The organism is Variovorax sp. DAIF25 (assembly GCF_050711835.1).
Classification (GTDB): Bacteria; Pseudomonadota; Gammaproteobacteria; order Burkholderiales; family Burkholderiaceae_C; genus Variovorax.
Window position 1 is genome coordinate 915,947 of record NZ_CP136637.1, and the last position, 23,813, is coordinate 939,759.

General features: G+C 68.0%; 24 protein-coding genes. 19 read left to right on the top strand and 5 right to left on the bottom strand.

The window, feature by feature from the left end:
- Positions 1 to 11: 11 nt before the first annotated feature.
- Entirely contained in the window at positions 12 to 716 is a 705-nt protein-coding gene (locus R0232_RS38400; RefSeq protein WP_431514408.1) for a fumarylacetoacetate hydrolase family protein, read from the bottom strand.
- Positions 717 to 842: 126 nt separating this feature from the next.
- Between R0232_RS38400 and R0232_RS38405 the strand changes: the two genes are divergently transcribed.
- The 6 genes from R0232_RS38405 to R0232_RS38430 all read left to right on the top strand — a co-directional run bounded on the left by R0232_RS38405 (position 843) and on the right by R0232_RS38430 (position 5,592).
- On the top strand, positions 843 to 1,820 hold the full coding sequence (locus tag R0232_RS38405) for an AraC family transcriptional regulator (protein ID WP_296785997.1): 978 nt from the start codon (positions 843 to 845) through the stop codon (positions 1,818 to 1,820).
- Between the two features lie 13 nt (positions 1,821 to 1,833).
- Complete coding sequence (locus R0232_RS38410; RefSeq protein ID WP_431514409.1) at positions 1,834 to 3,054, top strand: helix-turn-helix domain-containing protein; 1,221 nt, start codon at positions 1,834 to 1,836, stop codon at positions 3,052 to 3,054.
- A 48-nt stretch (positions 3,055 to 3,102) separates the two neighbouring features.
- Positions 3,103 to 3,765: a Vgb family protein gene (locus tag R0232_RS38415; protein ID WP_431514410.1), complete on the top strand. Its 663-nt coding sequence runs from the start codon at positions 3,103 to 3,105 to the stop codon at positions 3,763 to 3,765.
- A 29-nt stretch (positions 3,766 to 3,794) separates the two neighbouring features.
- Positions 3,795 to 4,565: a DUF899 domain-containing protein gene (locus R0232_RS38420; RefSeq protein WP_431514411.1), complete on the top strand. Its 771-nt coding sequence runs from the start codon at positions 3,795 to 3,797 to the stop codon at positions 4,563 to 4,565.
- 8 nt (positions 4,566 to 4,573) lie between these two features.
- A complete protein-coding gene (locus R0232_RS38425; protein WP_431514412.1) occupies positions 4,574 to 5,197 on the top strand; it encodes a hypothetical protein in 624 nt (207 codons plus the stop codon).
- Positions 5,198 to 5,400: 203 nt separating this feature from the next.
- The gene (locus R0232_RS38430) at positions 5,401 to 5,592 is read left to right on the top strand and encodes a hypothetical protein (RefSeq protein WP_431514413.1); all 192 of its coding nucleotides are present in this window, start codon (positions 5,401 to 5,403) and stop codon (positions 5,590 to 5,592) included.
- 98 nt (positions 5,593 to 5,690) lie between these two features.
- Here R0232_RS38430 and R0232_RS38435 read toward each other — a convergent pair whose 3' ends face one another.
- On the bottom strand, positions 5,691 to 6,266 hold the full coding sequence (locus tag R0232_RS38435) for a TetR/AcrR family transcriptional regulator (protein WP_281078854.1): 576 nt from the start codon (positions 6,264 to 6,266) through the stop codon (positions 5,691 to 5,693).
- A 161-nt stretch (positions 6,267 to 6,427) separates the two neighbouring features.
- On the opposite strand from R0232_RS38435, the gene R0232_RS38440 reads away from it, so the two are divergent.
- Genes R0232_RS38440 through R0232_RS38470 form a run of 7 tightly spaced genes read left to right on the top strand, consistent with a single transcriptional unit; the run spans position 6,428 to position 12,788 of the window.
- A complete protein-coding gene (locus R0232_RS38440; RefSeq protein WP_431514414.1) occupies positions 6,428 to 7,303 on the top strand; it encodes an enoyl-CoA hydratase/isomerase family protein in 876 nt (291 codons plus the stop codon).
- Positions 7,222 to 8,535: a CaiB/BaiF CoA transferase family protein gene (locus R0232_RS38445; RefSeq protein WP_431514415.1), complete on the top strand. Its 1,314-nt coding sequence runs from the start codon at positions 7,222 to 7,224 to the stop codon at positions 8,533 to 8,535. The genes R0232_RS38440 and R0232_RS38445 overlap by 82 nt, the downstream gene beginning before the upstream one ends.
- A gap of 9 nt (positions 8,536 to 8,544) precedes the next feature.
- Positions 8,545 to 9,891 (top strand): fumarylacetoacetase, encoded by a 1,347-nt coding sequence (fahA, locus tag R0232_RS38450; protein WP_431514416.1) that lies wholly within the window; start codon positions 8,545 to 8,547, stop codon positions 9,889 to 9,891.
- A 45-nt stretch (positions 9,892 to 9,936) separates the two neighbouring features.
- The gene (locus tag R0232_RS38455) at positions 9,937 to 10,944 is read left to right on the top strand and encodes a tripartite tricarboxylate transporter substrate binding protein (RefSeq protein ID WP_431514417.1); all 1,008 of its coding nucleotides are present in this window, start codon (positions 9,937 to 9,939) and stop codon (positions 10,942 to 10,944) included.
- Between the two features lie 30 nt (positions 10,945 to 10,974).
- Positions 10,975 to 11,499: a DUF302 domain-containing protein gene (locus tag R0232_RS38460; protein WP_431514418.1), complete on the top strand. Its 525-nt coding sequence runs from the start codon at positions 10,975 to 10,977 to the stop codon at positions 11,497 to 11,499.
- Positions 11,496 to 12,485, top strand: a complete 990-nt coding sequence (locus R0232_RS38465) for a Bug family tripartite tricarboxylate transporter substrate binding protein (RefSeq protein ID WP_431514419.1) — start codon at positions 11,496 to 11,498, stop codon at positions 12,483 to 12,485. The genes R0232_RS38460 and R0232_RS38465 overlap by 4 nt, the downstream gene beginning before the upstream one ends.
- A gap of 42 nt (positions 12,486 to 12,527) precedes the next feature.
- Complete coding sequence (locus tag R0232_RS38470; protein ID WP_431514420.1) at positions 12,528 to 12,788, top strand: hypothetical protein; 261 nt, start codon at positions 12,528 to 12,530, stop codon at positions 12,786 to 12,788.
- A gap of 45 nt (positions 12,789 to 12,833) precedes the next feature.
- Here R0232_RS38470 and R0232_RS38475 read toward each other — a convergent pair whose 3' ends face one another.
- Positions 12,834 to 13,829, bottom strand: a complete 996-nt coding sequence (locus R0232_RS38475) for an AraC family transcriptional regulator (protein WP_431514421.1) — start codon at positions 13,827 to 13,829, stop codon at positions 12,834 to 12,836.
- A gap of 262 nt (positions 13,830 to 14,091) precedes the next feature.
- Between R0232_RS38475 and R0232_RS38480 the strand changes: the two genes are divergently transcribed.
- Complete coding sequence (locus R0232_RS38480; RefSeq protein ID WP_431514422.1) at positions 14,092 to 16,470, top strand: DUF6351 family protein; 2,379 nt, start codon at positions 14,092 to 14,094, stop codon at positions 16,468 to 16,470.
- A 56-nt stretch (positions 16,471 to 16,526) separates the two neighbouring features.
- On the opposite strand, the gene R0232_RS38485 is transcribed toward R0232_RS38480, so the two are convergent.
- Together R0232_RS38485 and R0232_RS38490 are read right to left on the bottom strand one after the other, a co-directional pair.
- The gene (locus R0232_RS38485; RefSeq protein WP_431514423.1) at positions 16,527 to 17,756 is read right to left on the bottom strand and encodes a Rieske 2Fe-2S domain-containing protein; all 1,230 of its coding nucleotides are present in this window, start codon (positions 17,754 to 17,756) and stop codon (positions 16,527 to 16,529) included.
- A gap of 156 nt (positions 17,757 to 17,912) precedes the next feature.
- Positions 17,913 to 18,425, bottom strand: a complete 513-nt coding sequence (locus tag R0232_RS38490; protein ID WP_208513398.1) for a MarR family winged helix-turn-helix transcriptional regulator — start codon at positions 18,423 to 18,425, stop codon at positions 17,913 to 17,915.
- 222 nt (positions 18,426 to 18,647) lie between these two features.
- Here R0232_RS38490 and R0232_RS38495 point away from each other — a divergent pair, with 222 nt between their 5' ends.
- The 5 genes from R0232_RS38495 (at position 18,648) to R0232_RS38515 (ending at position 23,724) form a co-directional block, all read left to right on the top strand.
- Complete coding sequence (locus R0232_RS38495; protein ID WP_057597674.1) at positions 18,648 to 19,616, top strand: Bug family tripartite tricarboxylate transporter substrate binding protein; 969 nt, start codon at positions 18,648 to 18,650, stop codon at positions 19,614 to 19,616.
- Between the two features lie 99 nt (positions 19,617 to 19,715).
- Positions 19,716 to 20,285, top strand: coding sequence for a MarR family winged helix-turn-helix transcriptional regulator (locus tag R0232_RS38500; RefSeq protein ID WP_172705342.1), 570 nt, complete (start codon positions 19,716 to 19,718; stop codon positions 20,283 to 20,285).
- A 33-nt stretch (positions 20,286 to 20,318) separates the two neighbouring features.
- On the top strand, positions 20,319 to 21,602 hold the full coding sequence (locus tag R0232_RS38505; RefSeq protein ID WP_431514424.1) for a Rieske 2Fe-2S domain-containing protein: 1,284 nt from the start codon (positions 20,319 to 20,321) through the stop codon (positions 21,600 to 21,602).
- Positions 21,603 to 21,684: 82 nt separating this feature from the next.
- Positions 21,685 to 22,710 carry a Bug family tripartite tricarboxylate transporter substrate binding protein gene (locus tag R0232_RS38510; protein WP_208513396.1) on the top strand — a complete coding sequence of 342 codons (1,026 nt, stop codon included), beginning with the start codon at positions 21,685 to 21,687 and terminating at the stop codon, positions 22,708 to 22,710.
- A 45-nt stretch (positions 22,711 to 22,755) separates the two neighbouring features.
- The gene (locus R0232_RS38515) at positions 22,756 to 23,724 is read left to right on the top strand and encodes a PDR/VanB family oxidoreductase (protein WP_431514425.1); all 969 of its coding nucleotides are present in this window, start codon (positions 22,756 to 22,758) and stop codon (positions 23,722 to 23,724) included.
- The last annotated feature ends 89 nt before the right edge of the window (positions 23,725 to 23,813 follow it).

Below are 23,813 nucleotides of genomic sequence, written 5' to 3' on the forward strand. Positions count from 1 at the left end.
GCCTTGTGCGTTCAGACGATCTCGACCTGCAGCGGCTCGAGGCCCTCGATGCGGCCCGTGAGCCGGTCGCCGCGCTGCACCGGGCCCACGCCCTCGGGCGTGCCGGTGAAGATCAGGTCGCCGGGCAGCAGGCGGTACTGCTTCGACAGCTCGCTGACGATCTCGTGCACGTTCCAGATCATCTTCTCGAGCACCGAATCCTGCCGCACGCTGCCGTTGACCGCGAGGTTCAGCGCGCCCGAGCGGATGTGGCCGACGCGCGCCACCGGGTGGATCGGGCCGCAGGGCGCCGAGTGGTCGAAGGACTTGCCCTGCTCCCACGGCAGGCCGCGCTTGTTGCACTCGCGCTGGCGATCGCGACGCGTCATGTCGAGGCCGGCCGCGTAGCCGAACACATGGTCGAGCGCGGTGTCGGGCGAGACATTGGAGGCCTCGCTGCCGATCGCCACCACCAGCTCGAACTCGAACTGGAAGTCCTCGGTCAGCGTCGGATAGGGCACGCGGCCGTCGGTCACCACCGCATCGGCCGGCTTCTGGAAGAAGAACGGCGGATCGCGCTCGTCGCCCTCCTTCATCTCGCGGATGTGGGCCAGGTAGTTGCGGCCCACGCAGTAGACGCGGCGCACGGGGAACTGCCGGTCGCTGCCGACGATGTCGATGGAGATCGGGGCGACCTGGAGGGCGTCGGCGGCGCCGGGCGCTGGGCTGGGGGACATTGCGGTTTGTCTCTCTGGAAGGTTGTGGAAGGAGTGGCTAGAGTCTAGGAACGAGGCCCTTCGGCCTCAACGCACAGGCTTGCGCAAAGATATGCAATCCTTGCGATTCCTCGTGCCAGGCCCGCCATGCAACCAGCGCCCTCCCTCATCGACCCGCCCCTGCCGCGCTCCGGCGCCGCACGCCCCGCCATCGGCAACTACACCATGGCCACGCGGGCGCAGCGCGCCTACTTCGGCATCCACGACCAGACCAACATCCTGCCGAACCCGGTGCCGCACCGGCACGAGTACTTCCAGATCTACGTCAACACGCGCGGCGAGACCACGCACTACATCGGCGGCGGCCAGCGCCCGATCGGTCCGGGCACGGTGAGCTTCGTGCTGCCCTTCCTGGTCCACTACATCCCGAACGCGGCCGACGGCGTGTTCCACATCATCAACATCAGCAAGGACTACCTGCTGCCCTCGCTCGACCTCGACGTGTTCGAGCTGTCGGAGGTGCCGCTGGCGCGCGCACCCGAGCTCGCGCCGTTCCGCTTCCAGCACTGCCTGGACTTCCGCTTCGACGCGGCCGAGACCGCGCAGCTGCAGGCGCTGTGCGAGCGCATGACGCAGGAGGCGCAGCGGCCTTCGGGCGAGGACACGGCCAGCCACCTGCTGATCCGCGGCCACCTGCTGAACCTGATCGGCATGGTGTGGCGGCGCTACGGCGAGGACTTCCGCCATTGCGAGGCCCAGGGCCTGGTGCTGCAGTCGTACAAGCAGGCGGTGCTGCGCTGCATCCGCTACATCACGCAGAACCTGGCGCAGGAACTGACGCTGGGCGACGCGGCGCAGGCCAGCCACGTGTCGGCCACCCACCTGGCGCATCTGCTCAAGAGCGAGACCGGCAAGACCTTCCTCGAGATCGTGACCGAGCGGCGCATCGACCGCGCCAAGACGCTGCTGGTCTTCACCTCGGCCTCGGCGGCCGAGATCGGCGAGAGCACGGGCTTCGCCGAGCCGGCCCATTTCGCGCGCCGGTTCCGGCAGGTGGTGGGCACCACGCCCTCGGCCTACCGGCGCCAGTACCAGGGCGTGGGCGCGCGGACCTGGATCGAATAGCGGCGCCGCGTCGATGGACTCCCTGATCGCCGCCGCCGCGCGCGCGCTGGCCGCGGGCGATGCGCTCGGCGCGCTCAAGCGGGTCGCGCTGCGCGACGATCCGCCGGCGCTGGCGCTGCGCGGCATCGCCATGGCCCAGCTCGGCGACCATGCGCGCGCCCGCGAACTGCTGCGCCGCGCCGCGCGCGGCTTCGGCGCGCACGAGGCGCTGGCACGCGCGCGCTGCGTGGTCGCCGAGGCCGAGGTGGCGCTGGCGATGCGCGACCTCGGCGGCTCGCCGCGCGCGCTGCTGGCGGCGGCTGCCACGCTCGAGGCCCACGCCGACCCCGCCAATGCGCTGCAGGCCTGGCTGATCGCGGCGCGGCGATCGTTGCTGCTCGGCCGGCTCGACGAGGCGCGCGACGCGCTGGCCCATCTCGACGGCCAGGGCCTGCCGGCTTCGCTCGCGGCCGTGGCGGAGCTCGCCACCGCCGAGCTGGCGCTGCGTTCCCTGCACACCGCGCCGGCGCGCGAAGCCCTGGCCCGTGCGCGCATCGCCGCCGAGCATGCGGGCGTGCCGGCCCTGCTGGCCGAGGTGGTCGACACGCGCGCCGCGCTCGACCGTCCCGCGGCGCGGCAACGCTTTTCCGGCGGCGAACGGATGCTGCGGCTCGACGAGATCGAGGCGCTGCTCGACTCAGGCACGCTGGTGGTCGATGCCTGCCGCCGCGGCGTGGGCGCGGGCACGACCTGGCGCGCGCTGGCGCGCCGCCCGGTGCTGTTCGCGCTCGCCCTCGCGCTGGCCGAGGCCTGGCCCGGCGACGTGGAACGCGAGGCGCTGATCGCGCAGGTGTTCCGCACGCGCGACCCCGACGAAACCCACCGCGCGCGCCTGCGCGTCGAGATCGGCCGGCTGCGCGCGCTCGTCAAGCCGCTGGCGCGCATCGAGGCCAGCGCGCGCGGCTTCGTGCTGCGGCCGCACGACGAGCGGCCCGTCTCGGTGCTGGCGCCGCCGATCGCCGGCGAGCAGGCCGCGCTGCTCGCGCTGCTGTCCGACGGCGCCGCCTGGTCGACCTCGGCGCTGGCGCTCGCGCTCGACGCCAGCCAGCGCACCGTGCAACGCGCGCTGGCCGAGCTCGAGGCCGAGGGCCGCGTGCGCGCCATCGGCCAGACCCGCGCGCGGCGCTGGCTGGCGCCGCCGCTGGCCGGTTTCACGACGATCTTGTTACTCCCCTCCACGCTCGCGATTGCATAGAGTTGTCTCCAAGGCGCCGATGTCCGGTGCCCTCCCAAGGAGCCAACCATGACAGCCAAGACCATCCACGACAGTTCCAGGGCCCGGGCGGCCGAGATCGTGCGCGAGTACGGGCCCTTCGCGGGCGCCACCCAGGTGCACGGCGTGACCCACGACGGCCAGCGCGTCTGGGCCGCCACCGGCGAGAAGCTGGTGGCCTTCGACCCCGACAGCGGCGAGACCACGAAGGCGCTGGACCGCACCTGCGATGCCGGCACGGCCTTCGACGGCACGCACCTCTACCAGATCGCCGAGGCCCGCATCGACAAGATCGATCCCGCCACCGGCCAGGTGCTGGCCTCGATCCCCGCGCCCGGCCAGGGCAGCGACTCGGGCCTCACCTGGGCCGAGGGCAGCCTGTGGGTGGGCCAGTACCGCGACCGCAAGATCCACGAGATCGATCCCGCCACCGGTGCCGTGCGCCGCACCATCGAGTGCAACCGTTTCGTCACCGGCGTGACCTGGGTCGACGGCGAACTGTGGCACGGCACCTGGGAGGCCGAGGAGAGCGACATCCGCCGCATCGACCCGCGCAGCGGCGAGGTGCTCGAGCGGCTCGAGATGCCGCGCGGCACCGGCGTCAGCGGACTCGAGTCCGATGGTGCCGGCCTCTTCTATTGCGGCGGTGGCCCGAGCGGCAAGGTCCGCGCGGTGCGCCGGCCCGCGCACTGATCCACCGAACCTGACGCAAGGAGCATCCGATGAATGCATCGACCACCGAAGCGGGCACGACGCACCACGCCGTCGTCTCCAGGGCGCAATGGACCGAGGCGCGCCGCGCCCTGCTGGAACGCGAGAAGGAACTCACGCGGCTGGGCGACCAGATCGCGCGCGAACGCCGCGCCCTGCCCTGGGTGCGCGTCGAGAAGGACTACGTCTTCGACACGCCCGACGGCCCGCGCGCGCTGGCCGACCTGTTCGAGGGCCGCAGCCAGTTGCTGGTGCAGCACTTCATGTTCGCGCCGGGCTGGGAGCAAGGCTGCCCGAGCTGTTCGTACATGGCCGACCACAACGACGGCGCCGCCCCGCACCTGGCCGCGCGCGACGTCACGCTGCTCGTGGTCTCGCGCAATGCGCTGCCCGAGATCGAGCGCTTTCGCGAACGCATGGGCTGGCGCTTCAAGTGGGTCTCGTCGGCGCGCAACGACTTCAACCACGACTTCCATGTCAGCTTCACGCCCGAGGAATTCGCGAGCGGCGCGGTCTACTACAACTTCGCAATGCAGCCCTTTCCGCAGGCCGAGGCGCCGGGCATCAGCGTGTTCCACAAGGACGAGTCGGGCCAGGTGTTCCACACCTACTCGCGCTATGGCCGCGGCGTGGAAGTGATGATGGGCGCCTATCCGCTGATCGACCTCGTGCCCAAGGGGCGCGACGAGGAAGGGCTTGAGCACACGATGGCGTGGGTGCGGCATCACGACCGCTACGAGGCGCGGCCCGCGGCGCATGCGTGCTGCTCGTCGCGCGGCTGAGACCTCCCATGACCGCGCTCTGGCCCTGGCTGGCGGTCGCGGGACTCGGCGCCTTCCATGGGCTGAGTCCAGCCAATGGCTGGATGTTTGCCGCGGCCTGGGGCGTGCAGGCACGTGACGATGGCAGCGCACGGCGCGCGCTGCTGCCGATCGCCGTCGGGCATTTCGCATCGGTCGCGATCGTGGCCTGGGTCGTCGCGCAGGGGCTGTGGCTGGACCGTACGCTGGTGCAGGTACTGGCCGGAGCGCTGCTTCTAGGCGCGGCGGCCTGCCGGTTGCTGCGCGGTGGCCGCTCCACCATCGGATGGCGCGCGGGCCATGCGGGCCTCGCGGGCTGGTCCTTCGTGATGGCGACCGCGCATGGCGCCGGGCTCATGCTGGTGCCCGCGCTCGTGCCGCTGTGCCTCGCCGGCGATCCCGCGCGGGCCATCACCGCATCGGGCTCGATGGCGCTGGCGCTCGCCGCGGTCGCGGTGCACACGGCGGCGATGCTGCTGACCACCGGGCTGATCGCCACCGGCGTGTGCCGCGGCATCGCGCGGCATCCGCGGCTGCTCGAGGGCCGGGCGCTGCGACTGGGCTGGACCGGGGCGCTGGCGGCGGCCGGCTTGTTGTTGATCGCGACGCACTGACCTTTCTCCAGATTCTTTCGTCACCCTCATTCCCGCTGGCTGTGAGCCTGGACCTGTATCGCGACACGGTGCTCAAGGCACTCGCCGGACGACCCGCCCGACCGTGCTGGTGGGCCACAGCTTCGGCGGAATCACCATCTCGGCGGTTGCCGAGACGGCACCGGAAAAGGTCGAGACCCTGGTCTACGTGGCCGCCTACCCAGATGCACTTCGGAGGGGTCGACAAGGTCTATGTGCACACCAGCAAGGATCAAGTCATCAGCCCGGCCTTCCAGGCCAGGACGGTGGCGGCCACGCCGGTGCGCAGCGCCACCACGCTCGCCACGGGGCACACGCCGTTCCTGACGGATCCCGCGGGCCTCGCGAAGGCCATCGAGGACGCAGCAGCCCGCTGATTCAACGGCCCGGCAACCCGCCGGCGCGTCGTCGCGTTCGGCCATCGCGGGGCAGGCACGGTCGGGGACGATGCGCCGCATGCCACGCATGGCGAAGACTAGCCCTCGCCATGCAGTGACTTGAACGCCTGGGGTCCCGCGACGACGCCGGTCAGAAACAGGTCGATGGAAAACTGGACCATGCGCTGCATGTCCAGGCCGCTGTCGGTTCGCGGCGTACGTCCGGCAAGGATGAGGGCCGCGACACCATGCTCCATCGACCATGCCGCGTGGGAGAGGTAGTGGAGTTGCTCGCGCGGCCAGCCGTTCTCCAACGCCAGGTCGAACACCGCGTTCGCGAAGTAGCTGTAGGAGACATCGCTGCTTCTCTCCATGTCGCCGCGGCGAAAAGCGAGCAGCAAGCGCGGGCCGGTCATGAGATCGAACAGTCCGGCGTGATCGAGCGCGTACTGGACGTAGCTCAGCATCATCTCGCGCGCCTTGGGAAAAGCCGGAAGCGCGCGTGCCGAGATCTGCTTGCGTTGCTCCGCGAGCTCCTCGAATCCGCTTCGCGCGATGGCCGCCAGCAGGTCGTCCTTGCCGGCAAAGTGGCGCGAGGGGGCCGCCTCCGACACACCGAGCCTGCGGGCCAGCGCGCGCAAGCTCAACTCGCTTGCGCCGCTCTCCTCGAACATCTTGCGCCCCTCGAGCACGAGCGCATTCCGCAGGTCGCCTCGCTCGTAAGCCGGCTCTCGCAGAGCCGCTCGCGCCTCCCTGGACGGCTTTTTCGATTCCGCGGAAGTACGCGCACCGGGTGACTCGGATCTATGAGGCATCGCTGAAGGCCGTTGGGAGCATGGCCCGATTTTACGCGCCGATCCGGCTCGGGTTAACACTGATAACACGCGTAGTTAACACCGATAACAATGTGCCCGGGACGCATCTGGCGTCGCAACCCACCAAGGAGAACGTCTTGAGCCCGATCGACTATGAAAAGGACGGCGCCGTCGGCATCGTCACGATGGCGAAGCCACCGCACAACCTCATCGACAACGCGATGCTGGAGGCGTTGATGAGCGCCTACGAGACCGCGGTGCGCGAGGGCTGTCGCGCCATCCTTCTTCGCAGCGGCATGCGGCATTTCTGCGCTGGCGCCGACCTGGACCTGTTGTCGCTCGAGCAGCCCGATGCGCAGGCCCTGGCCCGCCTGTGGAAGGCGCTCGAGGACGTGCCGGTGCCCACGGTGGCGGCGGTGCACGGCGCGGCATTGGGCGGTGGGCTCGAGCTGGCGTTGACCTGCGACATGATCATTGCGGCCGACACGGCCTCCTTCGGCATGGCCGAGGCTTCGCTCGGGCTGCTGCCGCTGCTGGGCGGCGTCCAGCGCGTCGTCCAGCGCGCGGGGCCGGCACGCGCCAAGGAACTGGCGATGTTCGGGCGACGCAACGATCCGCGAGCGCTCGAACGATGGGGCGTCATCAACCTCGTTGCCGCCGAAAGCGAACTGCTCGACGTGGCGATGTCGTGGGCCAGGCAACTGGCATCGGGCGCCACGGTGGCTTTCCGAGGCGTCAAGACGCTCGCCAACCTCTCGGCCCGCGGCGGCATCGACGCGGCCGACGCGCAGCAGGTCCCGATGAACGATGCGATGTGGGCCAGCGCCGACCAGAAGCGTGGCCTCGCCGCCTTTGCCGCGACCGGTCCGGGTTCGGCCATCTTCGAGGGCAACTGATCATGAATGCGCCTCTCCAGGATCTCAAGGTCGTCGACTTCACCCGCGTGCTCTCGGGACCCGGCTGCACCAAGGCATTGCGCGACCTCGGCGCGATCGTCACCAAGATCGAGCCGCCGGCGGGCGACGTAGGGCGCGCGGGCGTGCCGCACATCGGCGCCATGTCCATGTACTACACCCAGCAGAACGCAGGCAAGCGCAACATCAGCCTGGACCTCAACTGGCCCGAGGCGCGAGCGATCGTCAAGACGCTCTGCCAGGACGCGGACGTCATCGTCGAGAACTTCCGCCCCGGGACGCTGGCGCGCTTCGGCTTCGCCTACGACGACGTGGCGAAGTTCAATCCGAAGATCATCTACGTTTCGATCAGCGGCTATGGGCAGACCGGCCCGTGGCGCAATCGTCCGGCCTTCGCCCCCACCGTGCACGCCGAAACGGGGCTGACGGACATCCTGCAGCGCCACTACGAAGGCGCGAGCACCGAGTTGCGCAACGACGCATGCAGCCATGCGGACGTCTACACCGGGCTGCACGGCGTGATCGCCGTGCTCGCCGCGCTCAATCATCGGAACCGGACCGGCGAAGGCCAGTACGTCGATGTCTCCATGGCCGCGACCATGCTGTCGGTCAACGAGCGCGCCGGCGCGCTGCTCACCAATCTCGATGTCGGGGGCGAGCCCTATGCGCTCAGCGCCAACGAGTCTCCGATCTTCGAGCTGCCCGATGGCCGCAAGCTCACCATCGCGGCCAGCCCGGTGTTCTCGCCGATGTTCATTCGCTACTGCTCGATGATGCGTCGTTCCGATCTGCTGAAGGATCCGCGCTACGCGACGGCGAAGCTGCGCCGCGCCAACCTCGCGGGCTTGATGAAGGAAGTGCGATCCTGGATCCTGACCTTCGTCGATCTCGATCAATTGCAGGCGCAGGTCAGCGAGGCGGGATTGGCGATCGGCGTCGTGCGCAGCACGCAGGACCTGGCCGACTCCGAATGGGCGCAGGACTGGGGCGCCGTGGTGAACGTCGACGATCGCGACGGTGGCTCGGTGCGCATGCCCGGCCCGCCATGGCGCTTCGGCCGCTCTCGGCTTCCGGCGCCGGGAATGCCTTACTTTCAAGGCGAGAGCAACGCCGAGGTACTCGCCGAACTCGGGGTCGATGGCGAGCGCATCGAGGCCCTGCGCAAACAAGGGGTCCTGCGCTCGCGCAGAAGCGCCGTGGGCGCATTCGATTGAGGTACCGCCGTGACTGCCTCCAAGCTCGACCGCACGCATGATGCATCCGCCCGCGGCTGGCTCGCATCGGCCAATGATGCGGACACCGACTTCCCGCTGCAGAACCTGCCCTTCGGCGTCTTTCGCCGCACCGACGGCAACGGGTCGCCACGTGGCGGCGTTGCCATCGGCGACCAGGTGCTGGACCTGCAGGCACTGGGCGAAGCCGGATGTCTCGACGGCCTGGCGCTCGAGGCGGCGCGCGCCGCGGCCGGTCCATCGTTGAACGCCCTGCTCTCGCGCGGACCGCAGGCCTGGCGAGCGCTGCGGCACGCGCTTTTCGATCTCCTGCATGCCGATGCCGCCGCCATTGCGCCGAAGAAGGTGGCATCGGCTCGCGAGTGCCTCGTTCCCTTGTCCGACATCACGCTCGAGCTGCCGGTGCGTATCGGCGACTACACCGACTTCTACACATCGATCCATCATGCCCGCAACATCATGCGGCTGCTGGATCCGAGGGGGGAGGTCTCGCCGAACTTTCAATGGATCCCCTGCGCCTATCACGGACGCGTGTCCTCGATCGGAGTCTCGGGCCAGCGTTTTCATCGGCCGAACGGACAGTTCGTTCCGGCGGGCGCGAGTGTTCCTGTCTATGGCGCCTGCCAGCGCCTCGACTACGAGCTCGAGCTGGGCATCTACATCGGCGTGGGCAATGCGCAGGGCCGCCGCATCCCGCTCGCCGACGCCGAAGAGCATGTGTTCGGGATCTCCCTGCTCAACGATTGGTCGGCCCGCGATATTCAAGCCTGGGAGATGGCGCCGCTCGGGCCGTTCCACGCCAAGAATTTCGCGACCACCCTGTCCCCCTGGATCGTGACGATGGATGCGCTGGCGCCGTTCCGCACGCCCTGGGACCGCCCCTCGACCGATCCGCAGCCGCTGCCTTACCTCGAAGGCGAAGACCACCGTCGCGGCGGCGGCCTCGACATCCAGCTCGAAGTGCGGCTGGAGACACAGCGCATGCGGGCCGAAAGGATCTCGCCGCAAGCCATCTCGCGCACCTGCTTCTCTCATCACTATTGGTCGATCGCACAGATGGTGACCCACCACGCCGCCGGAGGATGCAACCTGCAGCCCGGCGACCTGCTCGGCAGCGGGACCATCTCCGGTCCGGCCCCGGCGGAAGCGGGCGCGCTGATGGAGTTGAGTCGCGCGGGACGCATGCCGGTGCGCCTGCACAACGGCGAGGAACGCGGCTTCCTCGAAGACGGCGACGCGGTGATCTTTCACGGCTGGTGCCAACGCGATGGCTTCCAGCGCATCGGCTTCGGCCTCAACCGCGGTCAAGTCCTGCCTGCGCTTGCGCACGACATCTGAGCGACCGCCTTCTTTTCCGATCGACCGAGAAATACAGGAGACAACATGACAAGCATTGCTCGACGCGCATCGCTCATCGCAGGCCTCTGCGGGAGCTTGTGTTCGATGGTGGCGTTCCTGGCACCCGCCGCCGCGACGGCCCAGACCGCTTCAACCAAAACCGTGGTCATACGCGTCGCATACCCCGCGGGCGGGCCCGCCGACGTCGCCGCGCGCAAGACACAGGTTCCGCTCCAGGCCTCGCTGGGGCAGACCGTCATCATCGAGAACGTGCCCGGCGCAAGCGGCTCGATCGCCGCCTCGAACGTCCTGAACGCCGCACCCGACGGGAACACGCTGCTGGTGACCACGGGCAACGACCTGATCCTCGCTCCCCTGGCCATGGCGCAGGTGAAGTACAAGCCCGAGAACTACCGCCTGGCTGGGGTGCTCTCGATCACCGACTTCACGCTCGTCACGAATGCCCAGCACGCCTTCGCGAGCGTCGATGACCTGATCGAGTCCGCGCGCAGGAAGCCCCAGAAGGAAATGACTTTCGGGAGTTGGGGCTATGGCTCCGCGCCCTATCTGGTGGCCGCCGATTTCGCGGCCTCGGCCGGCATCCGTGTGCTGGACGTTCCATACAAGGGGGCCGCACCAGTGATCCAGGCGCTGCTGGGCAACGAGATCGACATGGCGTTCGTGCCGCTCGCGCCCAACGTTCTCGAACTGGTGCGGCAAGGGAAGCTGAAAGCCATCGGCAGCGCGAGTTCGACGCGCAGTCCCTATCTGCCGAACATGCCGACGCTGAACGAGGGGAAGCACCTGAAGCAGTTCGTCTACAGCGCCTGGGCAGCCCTTTTCATACCCGCGAGCGTTCCGGAGCCGCTGGCCGTCCGACTCAACCAAAGCCTGGCGGAGGTCAAGAAGAGCGAGGACTACAAGCGATTCCTGGCCGATTCCGCAGCCCTCCCCGACAGCCCCACGACGCTCGCACAGGCCGAGGCCTTCTATCGCGGCGAGATGCAGAAATTCCGCGCCATCGCGAAGTCCGTGAATCTCCAGGCGCAATAGTTCTTCGACTGACCACTACGAGACCTCTCCATGACCCCCTCCGAGTCGCCCGCGACACCCATCACCGTCACATCCACGGACCTGCCGATCGTTCATGTCAGGATCGTTTCTTCCAGGCCCTACGAACTCGTGAAGGAGGCGCTGGAGACCCAGCTGGGCCGGCTCAGCGATGCCATTCGCGAGCTGTTGAGAAGGAACGAGATCGAAGCCGTCCGCGAGGCCCTCACCGCCGCGGCGGGCGAAAACGGCCTGGCCATTCACTACATCGGGCCGCACGGGGACTGGCTCGCCCTGCAGGGCGCGCGCAGAAAGGCGACCTCCTATCTCATCGGAAACGTGCTCTACGCGGTGCAGATGACGAGCATCGACCTGGCATCGGGACTGTACGCACCGCTGCGCGTGATCCTCTACGAAGATGCGTCCGGATGCTCGGTGTTCGAGTACGACCGGCCTTCGACCCAGTTCGGCCAGTTTCGTCAGCCCGGCATCGACGATGTGGCCGCGATCCTCGACCAGCGGCTCCACGCGCTGCTCATCAAGGTCTGCACGCCATGAACCCCATCGTGTCGTGCATGGTCCGGTGCGCGCTGTCGGCATGTGCCGCTTCCGCGTTCGCATCGCTGCCTGCGCTCGCGGCCGACGGCTATCCCGCGAAGGCGGTCAAGATCGTCGTGCCGTATGCACCCGGCGGCCCCGTGGACCAGCTCGCGCGCAACCTGGCCGAGCGATTGGGCAAGGCGAGCGGCCAGGCCTTCATCGTCGAGAACAAGCCCGGTGGCAACACGATCGTCGCGGCCACCGCGGTGGCGCGCGCGCCCGCCGACGGCTACACGCTGATGCTGGCCTCGTCCGCGAGCCTCGCGGTCAATCCGCTGGTCTACAAGTCCCTCGCCTACGACCCCGAACGCGACTTCGCACCGGTGTCGATGCTGGCCAGGGCCCCCTTGGTCATGGTGGTGAACGCCGCGACGCCGGCGAAGAACCTCAAGGAACTCGTGCCCCATATCCGCAGCCAGAACGGACGCTTCGCGTATGCCTCCAACGGCAATGGCAATCCGCTCCACCTGGCTTGCGCACTATTCGGCTCGATGGCGAATGTCGAGATGCTCCACGTTCCTTACAACGGGACCGCGCCGGCCCTCGCGAGCGTGCTGGGCGGAGACACCCAGATGACCTGCGACATCGTCCTCAACTCGATGCCCCAGATCAAGGCAGGGAAGCTGCACCCCATCGGCATCGTGGGGCCAAGGCGCGTTGCCGCGCTGCCCAATGTGCCGACGCTGGGCGAGGAGGGGCTGTTCGGCGTTGACGCCACCGTGTGGTTCGCGTTGGTCGCTCCCAAGGCGACGCCGGCGGCGGTTGTCGAAAGGCTGAACGGCGAGGTTGTCAAAGCCCTCGACGATGCGGCCCTCAAGACCCGCTTCAGCGACCTGGCGATGGAACTCGAGAGCAGCACGCCTCGAGAGGTCTGGTCCCTGACTGCAAAGGAACGAGTCAAGTGGTCGGCGGTCGTCAAGAAGTACGACATCAAGCTCGACTGATCTGGAAAACGGCAAGCGCCCTCGATGTCCTGGAGTGATGCAATGAACCCGATTCATCTTCTTCACTCGCTGATGCGCACCTCCCAACGGCTGCGTACCGAGTGCCAGCCAAGCGGCGAGCGCATCGCACACGAGCCAAGCTGCGCCACCGGTTCGTCCACATGGACGGTGGCCGGAGGTTGCTGCGGCTTCGTCCTCGTTCCCGAAGCCGAGCAGCGGGAGTTCTACCGGGGCTACGGAATCTTCGTCGGCATCGGCTGCAGCGTGTTCGTGGCCGTGAGCGCTACGCTGCTGGCACGCTGAATTCGCCCCGGCGAGTTCGAGGCACGAAGGCTCCATCCCGAGAAGCTAGGCCGCGGCGCGCAGCAGCGAGTCGCCCGAGTCCCCTTGCCAGAGCCGCATGCGGTATTGAGCCGGTGGCAGACCGAACCACCGCTTGCAGGCCCGGAAGAAATTGCTTCTGTCGACGAAACCCAGCAGATCGGCCACATCGGTCAGCGAGTGACGTTCCTGCGCCAGGTACTGCTGCGCGAGTTCGCGCCGAGTGCGGTCGAGCAGCATCTGGAACGACATCGACTCTTCCTGCAGCCGACGCTGCAAGGTGCGATCGGCCAGGCCGAGACCCGAAGCGACATCCTGGCGGCGCGGCTCGCCGTGCGACAGGCGGCGCGCGATCTCGGCGCAGACCAGGGTGCTGGTCGTGGTCTGTCCCAGCTCGACGAGTTGATCCTCGAGCAACTGCTCCTGAATTTCGGCCAGCACCGGGTGGTGCGTGGGCAGCGGCAGCGCGAGATCGGTGGCCGATACCAACATGCGGTTCGCCGGCGCATCGAAGCGCACCGGGCACGCGAAGGCCTCGCGGTAGGGACGGTCGTTGGCCGGTGCGGGATAGGCGAACTCCATCGCCAGCGGCTGGATGTCGCGACGCGTGAGCCAGCAGCTTTGCACCAGTGTCGTGAGAAACGCGTATTCCACGCGCTGGCGCGGAATCGGCAGCCGGCCGCCGATGTGCTCGATGGCGAGCCAGGCACCGAGTGCTTCGTGCGCGACGGAAAAGGCGGTGGCGTCCGACAGAACGGCCATATAGCGTGCGGCCAGCCTGTAGGCCATGCCGAGGTCGACGCTGGACGCCATGGCGAGGCCCACGGTGCCAAGCTTGTTGTGGGTGGCCGCGAGCTCGCGGCGCAGTCCCAGCGTCGAATGGCGCGCTTGCCCGATCGCCAGTTGCCACAGCATGGTGATCTCGTCGACCGGGATGCGCGCGTTCTGCCGGTGCAGCGACTCGGGATCGAAGCCGGCGTCGCGCAGCAGCGAGGGAACGTTCAGCCCTTCGGCATCGAACATCGAGAGTACGCCCTGGAGCCAGGCCGCCGAACTGGTTCGCCCTTCGTGCGGTGATATGCAGCGCGGACGGCGTCGTGATGATCGATGAGACGAGAGGGCTTCCGAAGTCACTGTGTTGGCTCGCTTGCGATACCGATGGATGCGGGGGCGAATCCTAGAATTTTCGAGGTTGCCGCAGACGCCATGACTATGGACCTTGCACGCGAAGGCGGGCATTCCGGTTAACCCGGTGTGCGGACGAATGCAGGAAGCAGGAGACAAGATGAATCGACGACTTTCGATCGGTGGTATCACGATGGCCCTGGCTGTCGCGTGGCTGGTGGCCGGCTGTGGGGGCGGCGATGACGCCCCCCGGTTCGTGGCCGTGCCACCCGCTGCCTCGCAGCCGGAACCCGGGCCCGGTGGCGGCAACGGCCCAGGGGCAGCGCCCGCACCCCGGATACTGGTCGTTTCCAACCGCGCCGACCTCGTCTCCGGCGGCGATGCGCTGGTGGAAATCCAGTGGCCCGAGGGCGTCGACCCGGCGACGGCGAAGATCACTCTCGACGACGTCGACATCGCGAAGGCGTTCGCCCAGCGGCCCAACGGCCGCTACATGGGGCTCGTCACCGGACTGAAAGTCGGCGACAACACCCTCGCCGCAGGTCTCCCCTCGGGCAGCGCGCGAATCACCATCACCAATCATCCGATCGGCGGGCCGGTATTCTCCGGCGCGCAGATGCAGCCGTGGATCTGCGCGACACGGACCGCGAAGGCGGTGACAGTGAAAGGCAACGCCGGCAGCGCACCGGCAAGCGCCACCGCCACCACCAAGGCAAGCGGGCTGGAAGGCGATCCGGTGGATGACCAGTGCAACGCCGCCACGCTCTACACCTACTACTACCGCAAGGCGAGCGCGCCGACGAGCTGTACCTTCGGCATCACCGGCGGCAATGCCTGCTACACGCAGTACGACCCGGCCTCCATGCCTGCGGATTCCGAGATCGCCGACTTCACGAACGACCGCGGCGACACCGCCAAGGACCTGATCCGCGTCGAGCGCGGGACGATCAACCGCACGATCTACGCGCTGGCCGCGCCATTCGATCCACGCGATACGAACATGCCCTGGGCACCGCCGAAGGGCTGGAACGGCAAACTCGTCTGGCAGTTCGGAGCGAGCACCGGGTTCAGCCGCTTCCAGAGCGGCCCGGCACGCAGCCTGTTCGACGCTTCCGGCGGCCTGGGTCTGCAACGTGGCTTCATGGTCGCCATCGCGTCCTTGACCGACCACGGCACCAACGCCAATGACGTGCTCGGCGCGGAGACCATGATGATGGTCAAGGAACTGATCGCGGAAAAGTACGGACGAATCCGCTACACGATCGGCGATGGTTGCTCCGGCGGCTCGATCAAGCAGGCCTCGATCGCGTCGGCCTATCCCGGCCTGCTCGACGGCATCCAGCCGCAATGCACCTATGCGGATGCATTCACGCCGATCATCGAACTCGCCGACTGCGGCGAACTGCAGGCCAACTACTACGCCAACGATCCGAGCGGGCAGGCACTGACCGCGGCGCAGCGCGCGGCAATCAACGGCCACACCAGCACCGGCTTCTGCGCCGCCTGGATCAGCTCCTTTCTTCCGGCCCTCAATCCCTCGCGCGCACAGAACTGCGGCTTTCCCGCGAACTTTCCCTTGGTCTACGACCGGACGGCCAACCCGAAAGGTCTCCGCTGTGCCGGCGCGGAGCATGCGATGAGCCAACTCGGATCCTTCGTCGGCGACGATGGCATCGAGCGCGGCAACGGCGTGATCGACAACCAGGGCGTGCAGTACGGCCTCGGTGCATTGCGCGATGGCGCCCTCTCCGCCGAGGAATTCGTGCGGCTCAACGAAGGCGTCGGCGGCTACGACGGCGATCTCGTCTGGCAGGCGCGGCGCACGAACGCGCGACGCGAGTCCATCGGCATCCACTACCAGGCAGGCTTCGTCAGCGACGGGCGACAGCTCGCGAAAGTGCCGATCATCGACCTGCGCGGCAACCAGGCGGCGACCGGCGACATCCATGCGAACTGGCGTGCGTACTCGGTGCGTGACCGTCTCGACCGTGACGCGGGAGGCCACGGCAACCAGCTGATCTGGAAGTTCAATTCGTCCAGCGGCTCGTCGGCACCGGGAGCGGCACTGGCGCGCAAAGCCTTCGTCACGATGGACGCCTGGCTGGCCGCCATCGAGGCCGACACCAGCGCGAACCCCATCGAGGCCAAGGTGCTGAGCAACCGTCCCGCCGCGGCGGTGGACTTCTGCATCGCGAGCAACGGCGCCAACGATGCCGACCTCGCCACCACCGTCGGCCTCGAAGACGCGGCCTGCCCCGTGAAGCAGCAGTCGTCGCCGCGCCAGGTGGCTGGCGGCCCACGCGCCGAGAACGTCTACAAGTGCCAGTTGAAGCCCTTGGCCCTCGGTGACGCTGCCTATGGCGGCGCGCGGTTCACCGACGACCAGAAGGCGCGACTGGCCGCCGTCTTCCCGGACGGCGTGTGCGACTGGGACAAACCGGGCGTCGGCCAGGTGCCGGTCACGCCCTGGCTGAGCTTCGCTGCCGGCCCTGGCGGCCGGCCCCTGGGCACGGCGCCCGTGTCAGTCGCAGCGCCTTGATGCGCGCGGGTGACGAGGCCCGTGGCGACGCGGCCATGCCGTCGTCTCATCCGACCTCACTCGAAGTAGTTGCCCGCCCGCACGATCACTCGTTGCGACTCGGGCCCGGTGCCCTCGGGAACGGCGCCTTCCTGGATCGCGCGGATCTGCCGGGTCAGGAGCCGCCTCAGCATCACGACGCCCTTGTCGCTCGTCGCGAGGTGCTCGTCGCTGTGGGCCGGGATGCTCCCCTGGCTGGACTGCGCTTCATAGTCGTCGGGAAACTGCTTGTGCTCCTGCTCGCTCATCTCCCACCATGTCTTGCCCTCGTGCGTCGCCATCCGCGAGCGGCGTGAATAGAGCGGTTCCTCGTTCTTCGGCACCCTGGCCACGCCGAACGAGCGGTGGTGATGGCTGTCGACGGGAACCAGCCACGCCACCTCGCGGCCCTTGCCGGGCGTGAGCTCGATCGAGGGAACGATGCGCACGTTCGGCAGAAGGGTTTGCGTGATGCGCATGAGCACGCCCGACTCGGTCTTGCGAACCGAGCGATACATCACGCCGTGGTCGCACAGTTCCCACTCGACATTCGGCATGACGGCCATCTGCTGCCTGAACTGCACGCCGCTGAAGCGGGAATGCAGGATGACGACATGGAAGGGATCCATCACGTTCTCGAAGTTCTGCAGCCAGCTGTAGGGCGCCACGGGGTTCTCGGCCGTCGTGCCGCCGCCGATGTAGAAGCTCTTGTCCTCCTGCTGCAGCTCCTCGTCCGGGCCCAGCTCCTCCAGGACGTCATAGTGCGGCAGCGGGGGCATCGCATCGAGCGGCCCCATGTAGGCGAACACCAGGCCGTAGCGCTCCTCCACCGGATACCAGGGCTGCCGGCACTTGTCGCGATGCTGTCCGCCGCCGGGCTCGCACGGTTGCTCGACGCATGCGCCGTCCACGGCGAACAGCCATCCGTGATAGCAGCAGCGGATCCCGTCGTCCTCGACCTTGCCGTAGTACAGCGAGCTGCCACGGTGCGCGCAATGCTCGTGCAGCAATCCCGCGCGACCCTTGCCATCGCGAAAGAGGATCAGGTCCTCCCCGAGGATCCGCACCTTCGCCGGATCGCTCGTGACCTTGGCCGAGATCCCGACCGGATGCCAGTAGCGGCGCATCAGCTCCCCGCACGGCGTTCCCGGCTCCACCAAGGTCAGGAAGTCGTCGGAACGCCCGGGCTGCTTGCCATAGCCACCGCCCTGCTGGCGCTTGCCGAGAAACACGATCGGTTGCTGACGAGGAGACGCGGTGTCGTTCATGGATGAGAGCTTGCGAAGTGGACGCTGGCGACATTGCCTCGACCCCGTGATCGGGATCAATTACTTGCATTATGCAAATGATTATGTCGCCTCGCAAGTCGTCTCATGCCCGCGAGAAACGATGCGCCGTGCCCGCATGGCGCGAGCGCGAGCCCCTCAATCGTCTTCGCCTTGCCTCGTGGCCAGCACGCCTTGCGCGAGCGCCGCCACCTGCGCATCGATCCGTTCCAGGATGCTCTCGAGGCTGCGCACTTCCTGGCTGGTCAGTCCCGCGCGCAGGAAGAATTCGTTGGTCATCGCGCCCTGCTCGATCTCGTCGTAGGTCGAGCGGCCCTGCGGGGTCAGTTGAAGGCTGGCGCGCCGGCGGTCGGCGGGGTCCGCTTCGCGCGTGATCAGGCCCCGCTTCACCAGCAGATCGATGGAACGCACCACCCGATAGGGATCCGAGGAGGTCTTGGCGCCCAGCTCGCCCGCCGAAAGAGGCCCATAGCGAGCGATCACGGCCAGCGAGCGCCAGGCCGGCATCGTGAGCTGGTGCTGTTCGACGTACTTGGCGGCCATCACCGCGCCGACGCGAGAGGCCACCAGGCCGAAACGGTAGGAGATCCAGTTCTCCAGGGGAAGCTTCTTCTTTGAGGCCATGACTGCCAGCGCGAGCTGCTTGAGCAAGGGTTTCCGAGGATAGCGCAGCGACCCGGTCGCGCGCGGTGGCCTTGAACCGCCTCGCCCATCTGTCCGGGGATGCCAAACACCGATTGCGGGCTCGGTTTTTTATTTTCATAATGCAAGTATCAAGGCGCGGTTTCGGGCCAAGACGGACCGGGACCGGATGCTTGGATGGATGGCGCCTTGCCGAGCAAGAGACAGAACATTCACAGGAGACAGACCCCCATGAAATACAGAAGCCGCTCCGCGCTCTTCCTGCTGCCGCTGGCGTTCGGCCCCTGGGCAGCCCGCGCGCAGGACCCATGGCCCAACCATCCGGTCCGGCTGATCATTCCCTTTCCGCCGGGAGGGTCCACCGACTCGCAGGGCCGGCTGGTCGGCCAGCACCTCGGCGAACTCTGGCGACAGCCGGTCATCGCGGACAACAGGCCGGGGGCCGGGACCGTGCTGGCAACCAACACGGTGGCGAAGGCACAGCCCGACGGCTACACCCTCGGGATCGTGGTGTCCTCGCACGCCATCAATCCCACGCTGCGCCCGAACCTTCCCTACGACACCCTCAAGGATCTGCTGCCGATCTCGGAGATCGGCGTGCAGCACATCATCCTCGTGGCCAATCCATCGCTGCCGGCCAACAACCTGCAGGAGGTGCTCGAACTCGCGCGCAAGGATCCTGGCAAGCTCAGCTATGCCAGTCCCGGCAGCGGCACGGCCCATCACCTCGTCATGGAGCTTCTCAAATCCAGGACCGGCGTCAACATCGTGCATGTCCCCTACCGCGGAGGCGCTCCCGCGCAGCAGGACGTGATGGGCGGCCAGGTGCCCCTGCTGATGGACACGTACTACGCCAGCGAGGCGCTCATCAAGGCCGGCAAACTCAAGCCGATCGCCCTGTTCAGCCCGAAGCGGCCAGCCAGCGTGCCCGACATTCCCGTGGTCGCGGAGACGGTTCCCGACGTCTCGGCAACCAGCAGCGTCGGCCTGGTCGCGCCCGCGGGCACGCCCTCCGCCGTCATCGCCAGGATCAGTTCCGACATCGCGCGATCGGTGCGGACAAAGGCCTTCGCCGACCGCCTGCTGACGATGGGCCTCGACCCCGTGGGCTCCTCGCCGCAGGAGTACGACCAGCGGATCCGCAGCGACATCCTCAAGTGGGCGCCCGTGATCAAGGCGACCGGGGCCACGGCCGACTGAGCAGCGCCAACGCGTGCATCGAGGGCCTGCCGAATTCATTGTTGACACATCAACGTTGATAGATCAACAATTGGCGTTTCGCAAGCTTTCGAACCCACCATGCCGGCCAAGAAAACGCCTTCCGCACCTCGGCGCGCCCAGCGCGCCAGCCCTCCCGCCAGGACGCAGGAGCGCAGACACGACGGCCATGACCCCGTCGTGGGACGCCCGGTGCCCGGGCTCGCCACCGACTTCATCGGCTGGCTGGTCACGAGCCTGTCCGTGCGGTTGAGCCGCAGCGCTTCGAGCTACTACATGCAGCGCTGGGACATCGGGACCACCGAATACCGGCTGCTGCTGGCGCTGGGCGTCGAGCACGAATGCAGCGCCGCGTTCGTGGCCGCCGCCGCCGATGTCGACAAGGCCGCGGCCAGCCGAAGCCTCCAGGTCCTGAGCCAGCAGGGCCTGGTCGTTCTCGCCCGGCATGGGCGGGAGATGACGATCAGCCTGACCGAAACCGGGCGCTCGCTCTCGCAGGAGCTCTACAGCACCTCGCTGCAGCGCGAGACGCGCCTGACCCACGGCATGAGCGCGGCGCAGGTCAAGCGATTGCGCGCGGACCTGCACCAGCTGATCGAGAACCTGCCGCGCATGGGCGACGACAGCCTCGACGCCGATCCCGCGGACTGACTTCCTCCATTCCAAGACAAACCCACGCGAACCATGCTCAGCAAAGAAAACAACGACCTCCTGACCCGCACCGGCCCCGACGCCCCCATGGGCCAACTGATGCGCTGCTTCTGGACACCGGCCATGACCGAGGCCGAAGTGCCGGCCGCCGACGAGGCGCCGGTGCGCCTGCAACTGCTCGGCGAAGCACTCGTGGTGTTCCGCGACACCGAAGGCCGGGTCGGCGTGCTCGACCAGCACTGCCCGCACCGCGGCGCCAGCCTCTTCTTCGGACGCAACGAGGAAGGCGGCGTTCGCTGCGTCTACCACGGCTGGAAATTCGGCGTCGATGGCGAGTGCCTCGACATGCCGACCGAGGCATCCGACAGCCCCATGCGATGCAAGGTGCGCGCGCGCGCCTACCCGGCGCGCATCGCCGGCGGCGTGCTCTGGGTCTACATGGGCGATCCCGACAAGATGCCGCCGCTGCCCGACTTCGAATGGCTCGGGCTGCCTTCCTCGCACGTCTACGTCTCGCGCTGGGAACAGGATTGCAACTATGCGCAGGCCATGGAGGGAGAGCTCGACAGCGCGCACGTGGGCTTCCTGCACAGCCTCGTCGACAAGACCCACGACGACGACCGCGCGCTGACGGGGCGCTTCTTCAAGAACGACAAGGCGCCGCTGTGGAAGATCGTGCCGACGCCTTCCGGCTTCCTGGCCTGCAATGGCCGTCGCGTCGACGAGAGCCAGCGCTACTGGCGCGTGAACCAGTTCCTGCTGCCGTTCTACACGATGATTCCGCCGCACCCCGCCGAGGCCCGGCTGGTGCGCATGTGGGTGCCGATGAACGACGAGCGCTGCTGGGTGCTGTGCGCCACCTTCCGGCCGGACCGTCCGCTGGAGGAGAAGGAGCTCACGGCCTGGCGCAACGGCGACTACGCGCACCGCCGGGTGATTCCCGGCACCACGCGTCCCACCGAGCGGCTGGACAACGACTACCTGATCGATCGGCAGCAGCAAAAGACCGTCTCCTTCACGGGCATCGCGGGCATCCGCGCGCAGGACGCGATGGTGTCGGAGTCGGCAGGTCCCATCGTGGACCGCACCCGCGAGCACCTGGGGAGCAGCGACCGTGCCGTGGTCGCGATGCGCCGCTCGCTCATGGAGGCGGCGCGCGCCTGCGTGGACGGCCAGCGGCCCGTCGGACCCGACCATCCGTACCTCTACGGCGTTCGCGCCACCCAGACGGTTCTGCCCGAAAGCCTCGACCCCACCGAGTCCGACGAGCTCATGGCCACCGCGCGTCCCAAGGATCTGCCAACCACCTCGGCCTGAGCCGGTTGCAAACAACGGCAGCACAAGAGGCGCCCACGCCCCGCTGCCCCGCCCCTACATGCCAAACACCAGGAGACCCACGATGAAATCCCCCCATGCCCGACCCGGCGCGCGAGCGCTGATCCGTTCCATTGTTCTGGCGGGCCTCTTCAGCCTCGGCCTCGCGCAGAGCCAGGCGGCCGAGACCGATTACCCCAGGCAGCCGGTGAGCATCATCGTGCCCTTCGCGCCCGGCGGCAGCCTCGATGCGACGGCGCGCGTCATCGCCGAGAAGCTGCGCGACCTGCTCGGCCAGCCGGTGCTGGTGGTGAACCGCCCCGGCGCCGGCAGCGCCGTGGGAGCGCGCTACGTCGCCCAGGCCAAGCCGGACGGGTACACGCTGTTCATCGCCTCCGGCTCGGCCTTCGGCTTCCTGAACCTGATCGTTCCGAACTTCGAATACCAGCTGAAGGACTATGCCCCGTTGGGTGGCGTGGCCGTCTACACCTCGCTGTTCGCGACCAACGCGTCGGTGCAGGCCAAGACCCTGCCCGAACTGGTAAAGCTCTCGCACGAAAGGCCCGGCGGCCTGAGCTTCTGCACGACGGGCGTGAGCGGACTGAACCACCTCCAGCTCGAGATGTTCAAGGGCCTGGTCAAGACGAAGACCGGGACCGCGCTCAACGTGATCCACGTGCCCTACAACGGCGTGGCACCGGCCCTCACCGCGCTGAAGGCCGGCGAGGTGCAGGCCTGCGCGCTGCCCTACAGCACCATCGTGCGCAACTTCGAGGGCAACGGCATCCACAACATCGCCGTGCAGCGCCATGAACGGCTCAAGGCCATGCCCCAGGTCGGCACGACGGGCGAACAGGGCTACGCGGAGATGGACGACAACGAGCAGCTCGTGACCCTGTCGGCGCCCGCGGGCACGCCGGCGCCGGTGATCGCCAAGCTCGAGTCCGCGCTGCAGACCACGATGAAGGACCCCGAGATCGTGAAGAAGCTCAACGACCTCGACGTGCAGCCCACCTTCGTGGGCTCGGCCGAGGCGCGCAAGTGGCTCGAGAAGGACGTCACCAAGTTCAGCAAGGTGATCAAGGCAGCCGGCCTGGCCGTGCAGCAGTAACGAGGAAGGATGACGAGGCCGCATCCGATGCGGCCTCGAATGGACATGCAGCAAACGACCACCGACACCCCCTCGCAGGCCGACGAGCTCCTGCGGGTTCAGGTGAGCGCCATGCGCCTGGAATCGCCCGACGTGCTCAGCATGGAGCTGAGCGGCGTCGACGGCCTGGAACTCCCCCCGGCGTCACCGGGCGCCCACGTCGACGTGCGCCTGCGCGACGGACTGACCCGCCCGTACTCCGTCGTGCGTGGCGACGAAGGCATCTACGTGCTGGCCGTGAAGCGCGAGCCATCCGGCCAGGGTGGATCCGCCCATGTGCACGAGCGGCTTCGCGTCGGCGACGTGATCCGGGTCTCGGCGCCGCGCAATCATTTCGCCCTGGCCGACGACACGGGTCCCGCCGTGCTGATCGCGGGGGGCATCGGCATCACGCCGCTGCTTCCGATGGCGCGTGCGCTCGAGCGCGCGGGCCGTTCCTGGCGCCTGCACTATGCCGCGCGCGGTACCGCGGCGGCACCTTTCGTGCGCGAGCTTCGACAGCTGGGCGACCGGGTCCGCCTGCACGACAGCGAGACCGCCGGACGCCTCGACCTGGCCGCGCTCGTGGCGAAGGCGGAGCCCGGAGCGCATTTCTATTGCTGCGGTCCCGCGGGCATGCTGGATGCCTTCGCCGAGGCGACGCGGGATCTCGATCCGGCGCGCGTGCACATGGAACGCTTCGGCGCCGCCGCACCGCCCGCGGATGCGGGCAGCTTCGAGGTCCGGCTCGCGAAGAGCAATCGACGCGTGCTCGTGGGGCCGGACGTGAGCACCCTCGACGCATTGCTCGAGGCCGGCGTGGACGTGGACTACTCGTGTCGGCAAGGCATCTGCGGCGCCTGCGAGGTCCGCGTGCTCGAAGGCGTGCCGGACCACCGCGACGAGATCCTGACCGATGCCGAGCGGGCCAGCCACAAGACGATGATGGTGTGCTGCTCCCGCGCCTGCAGCCCGGCCTTGGTGCTCGATCTCTAGGAATCCGCGCGGCTTCGGACGGAGGAATGCCCCTGGCACGGGCAGGTGCACGATTGCACGCAGGGGAGGAGGACGCTCGAATAGGCGCT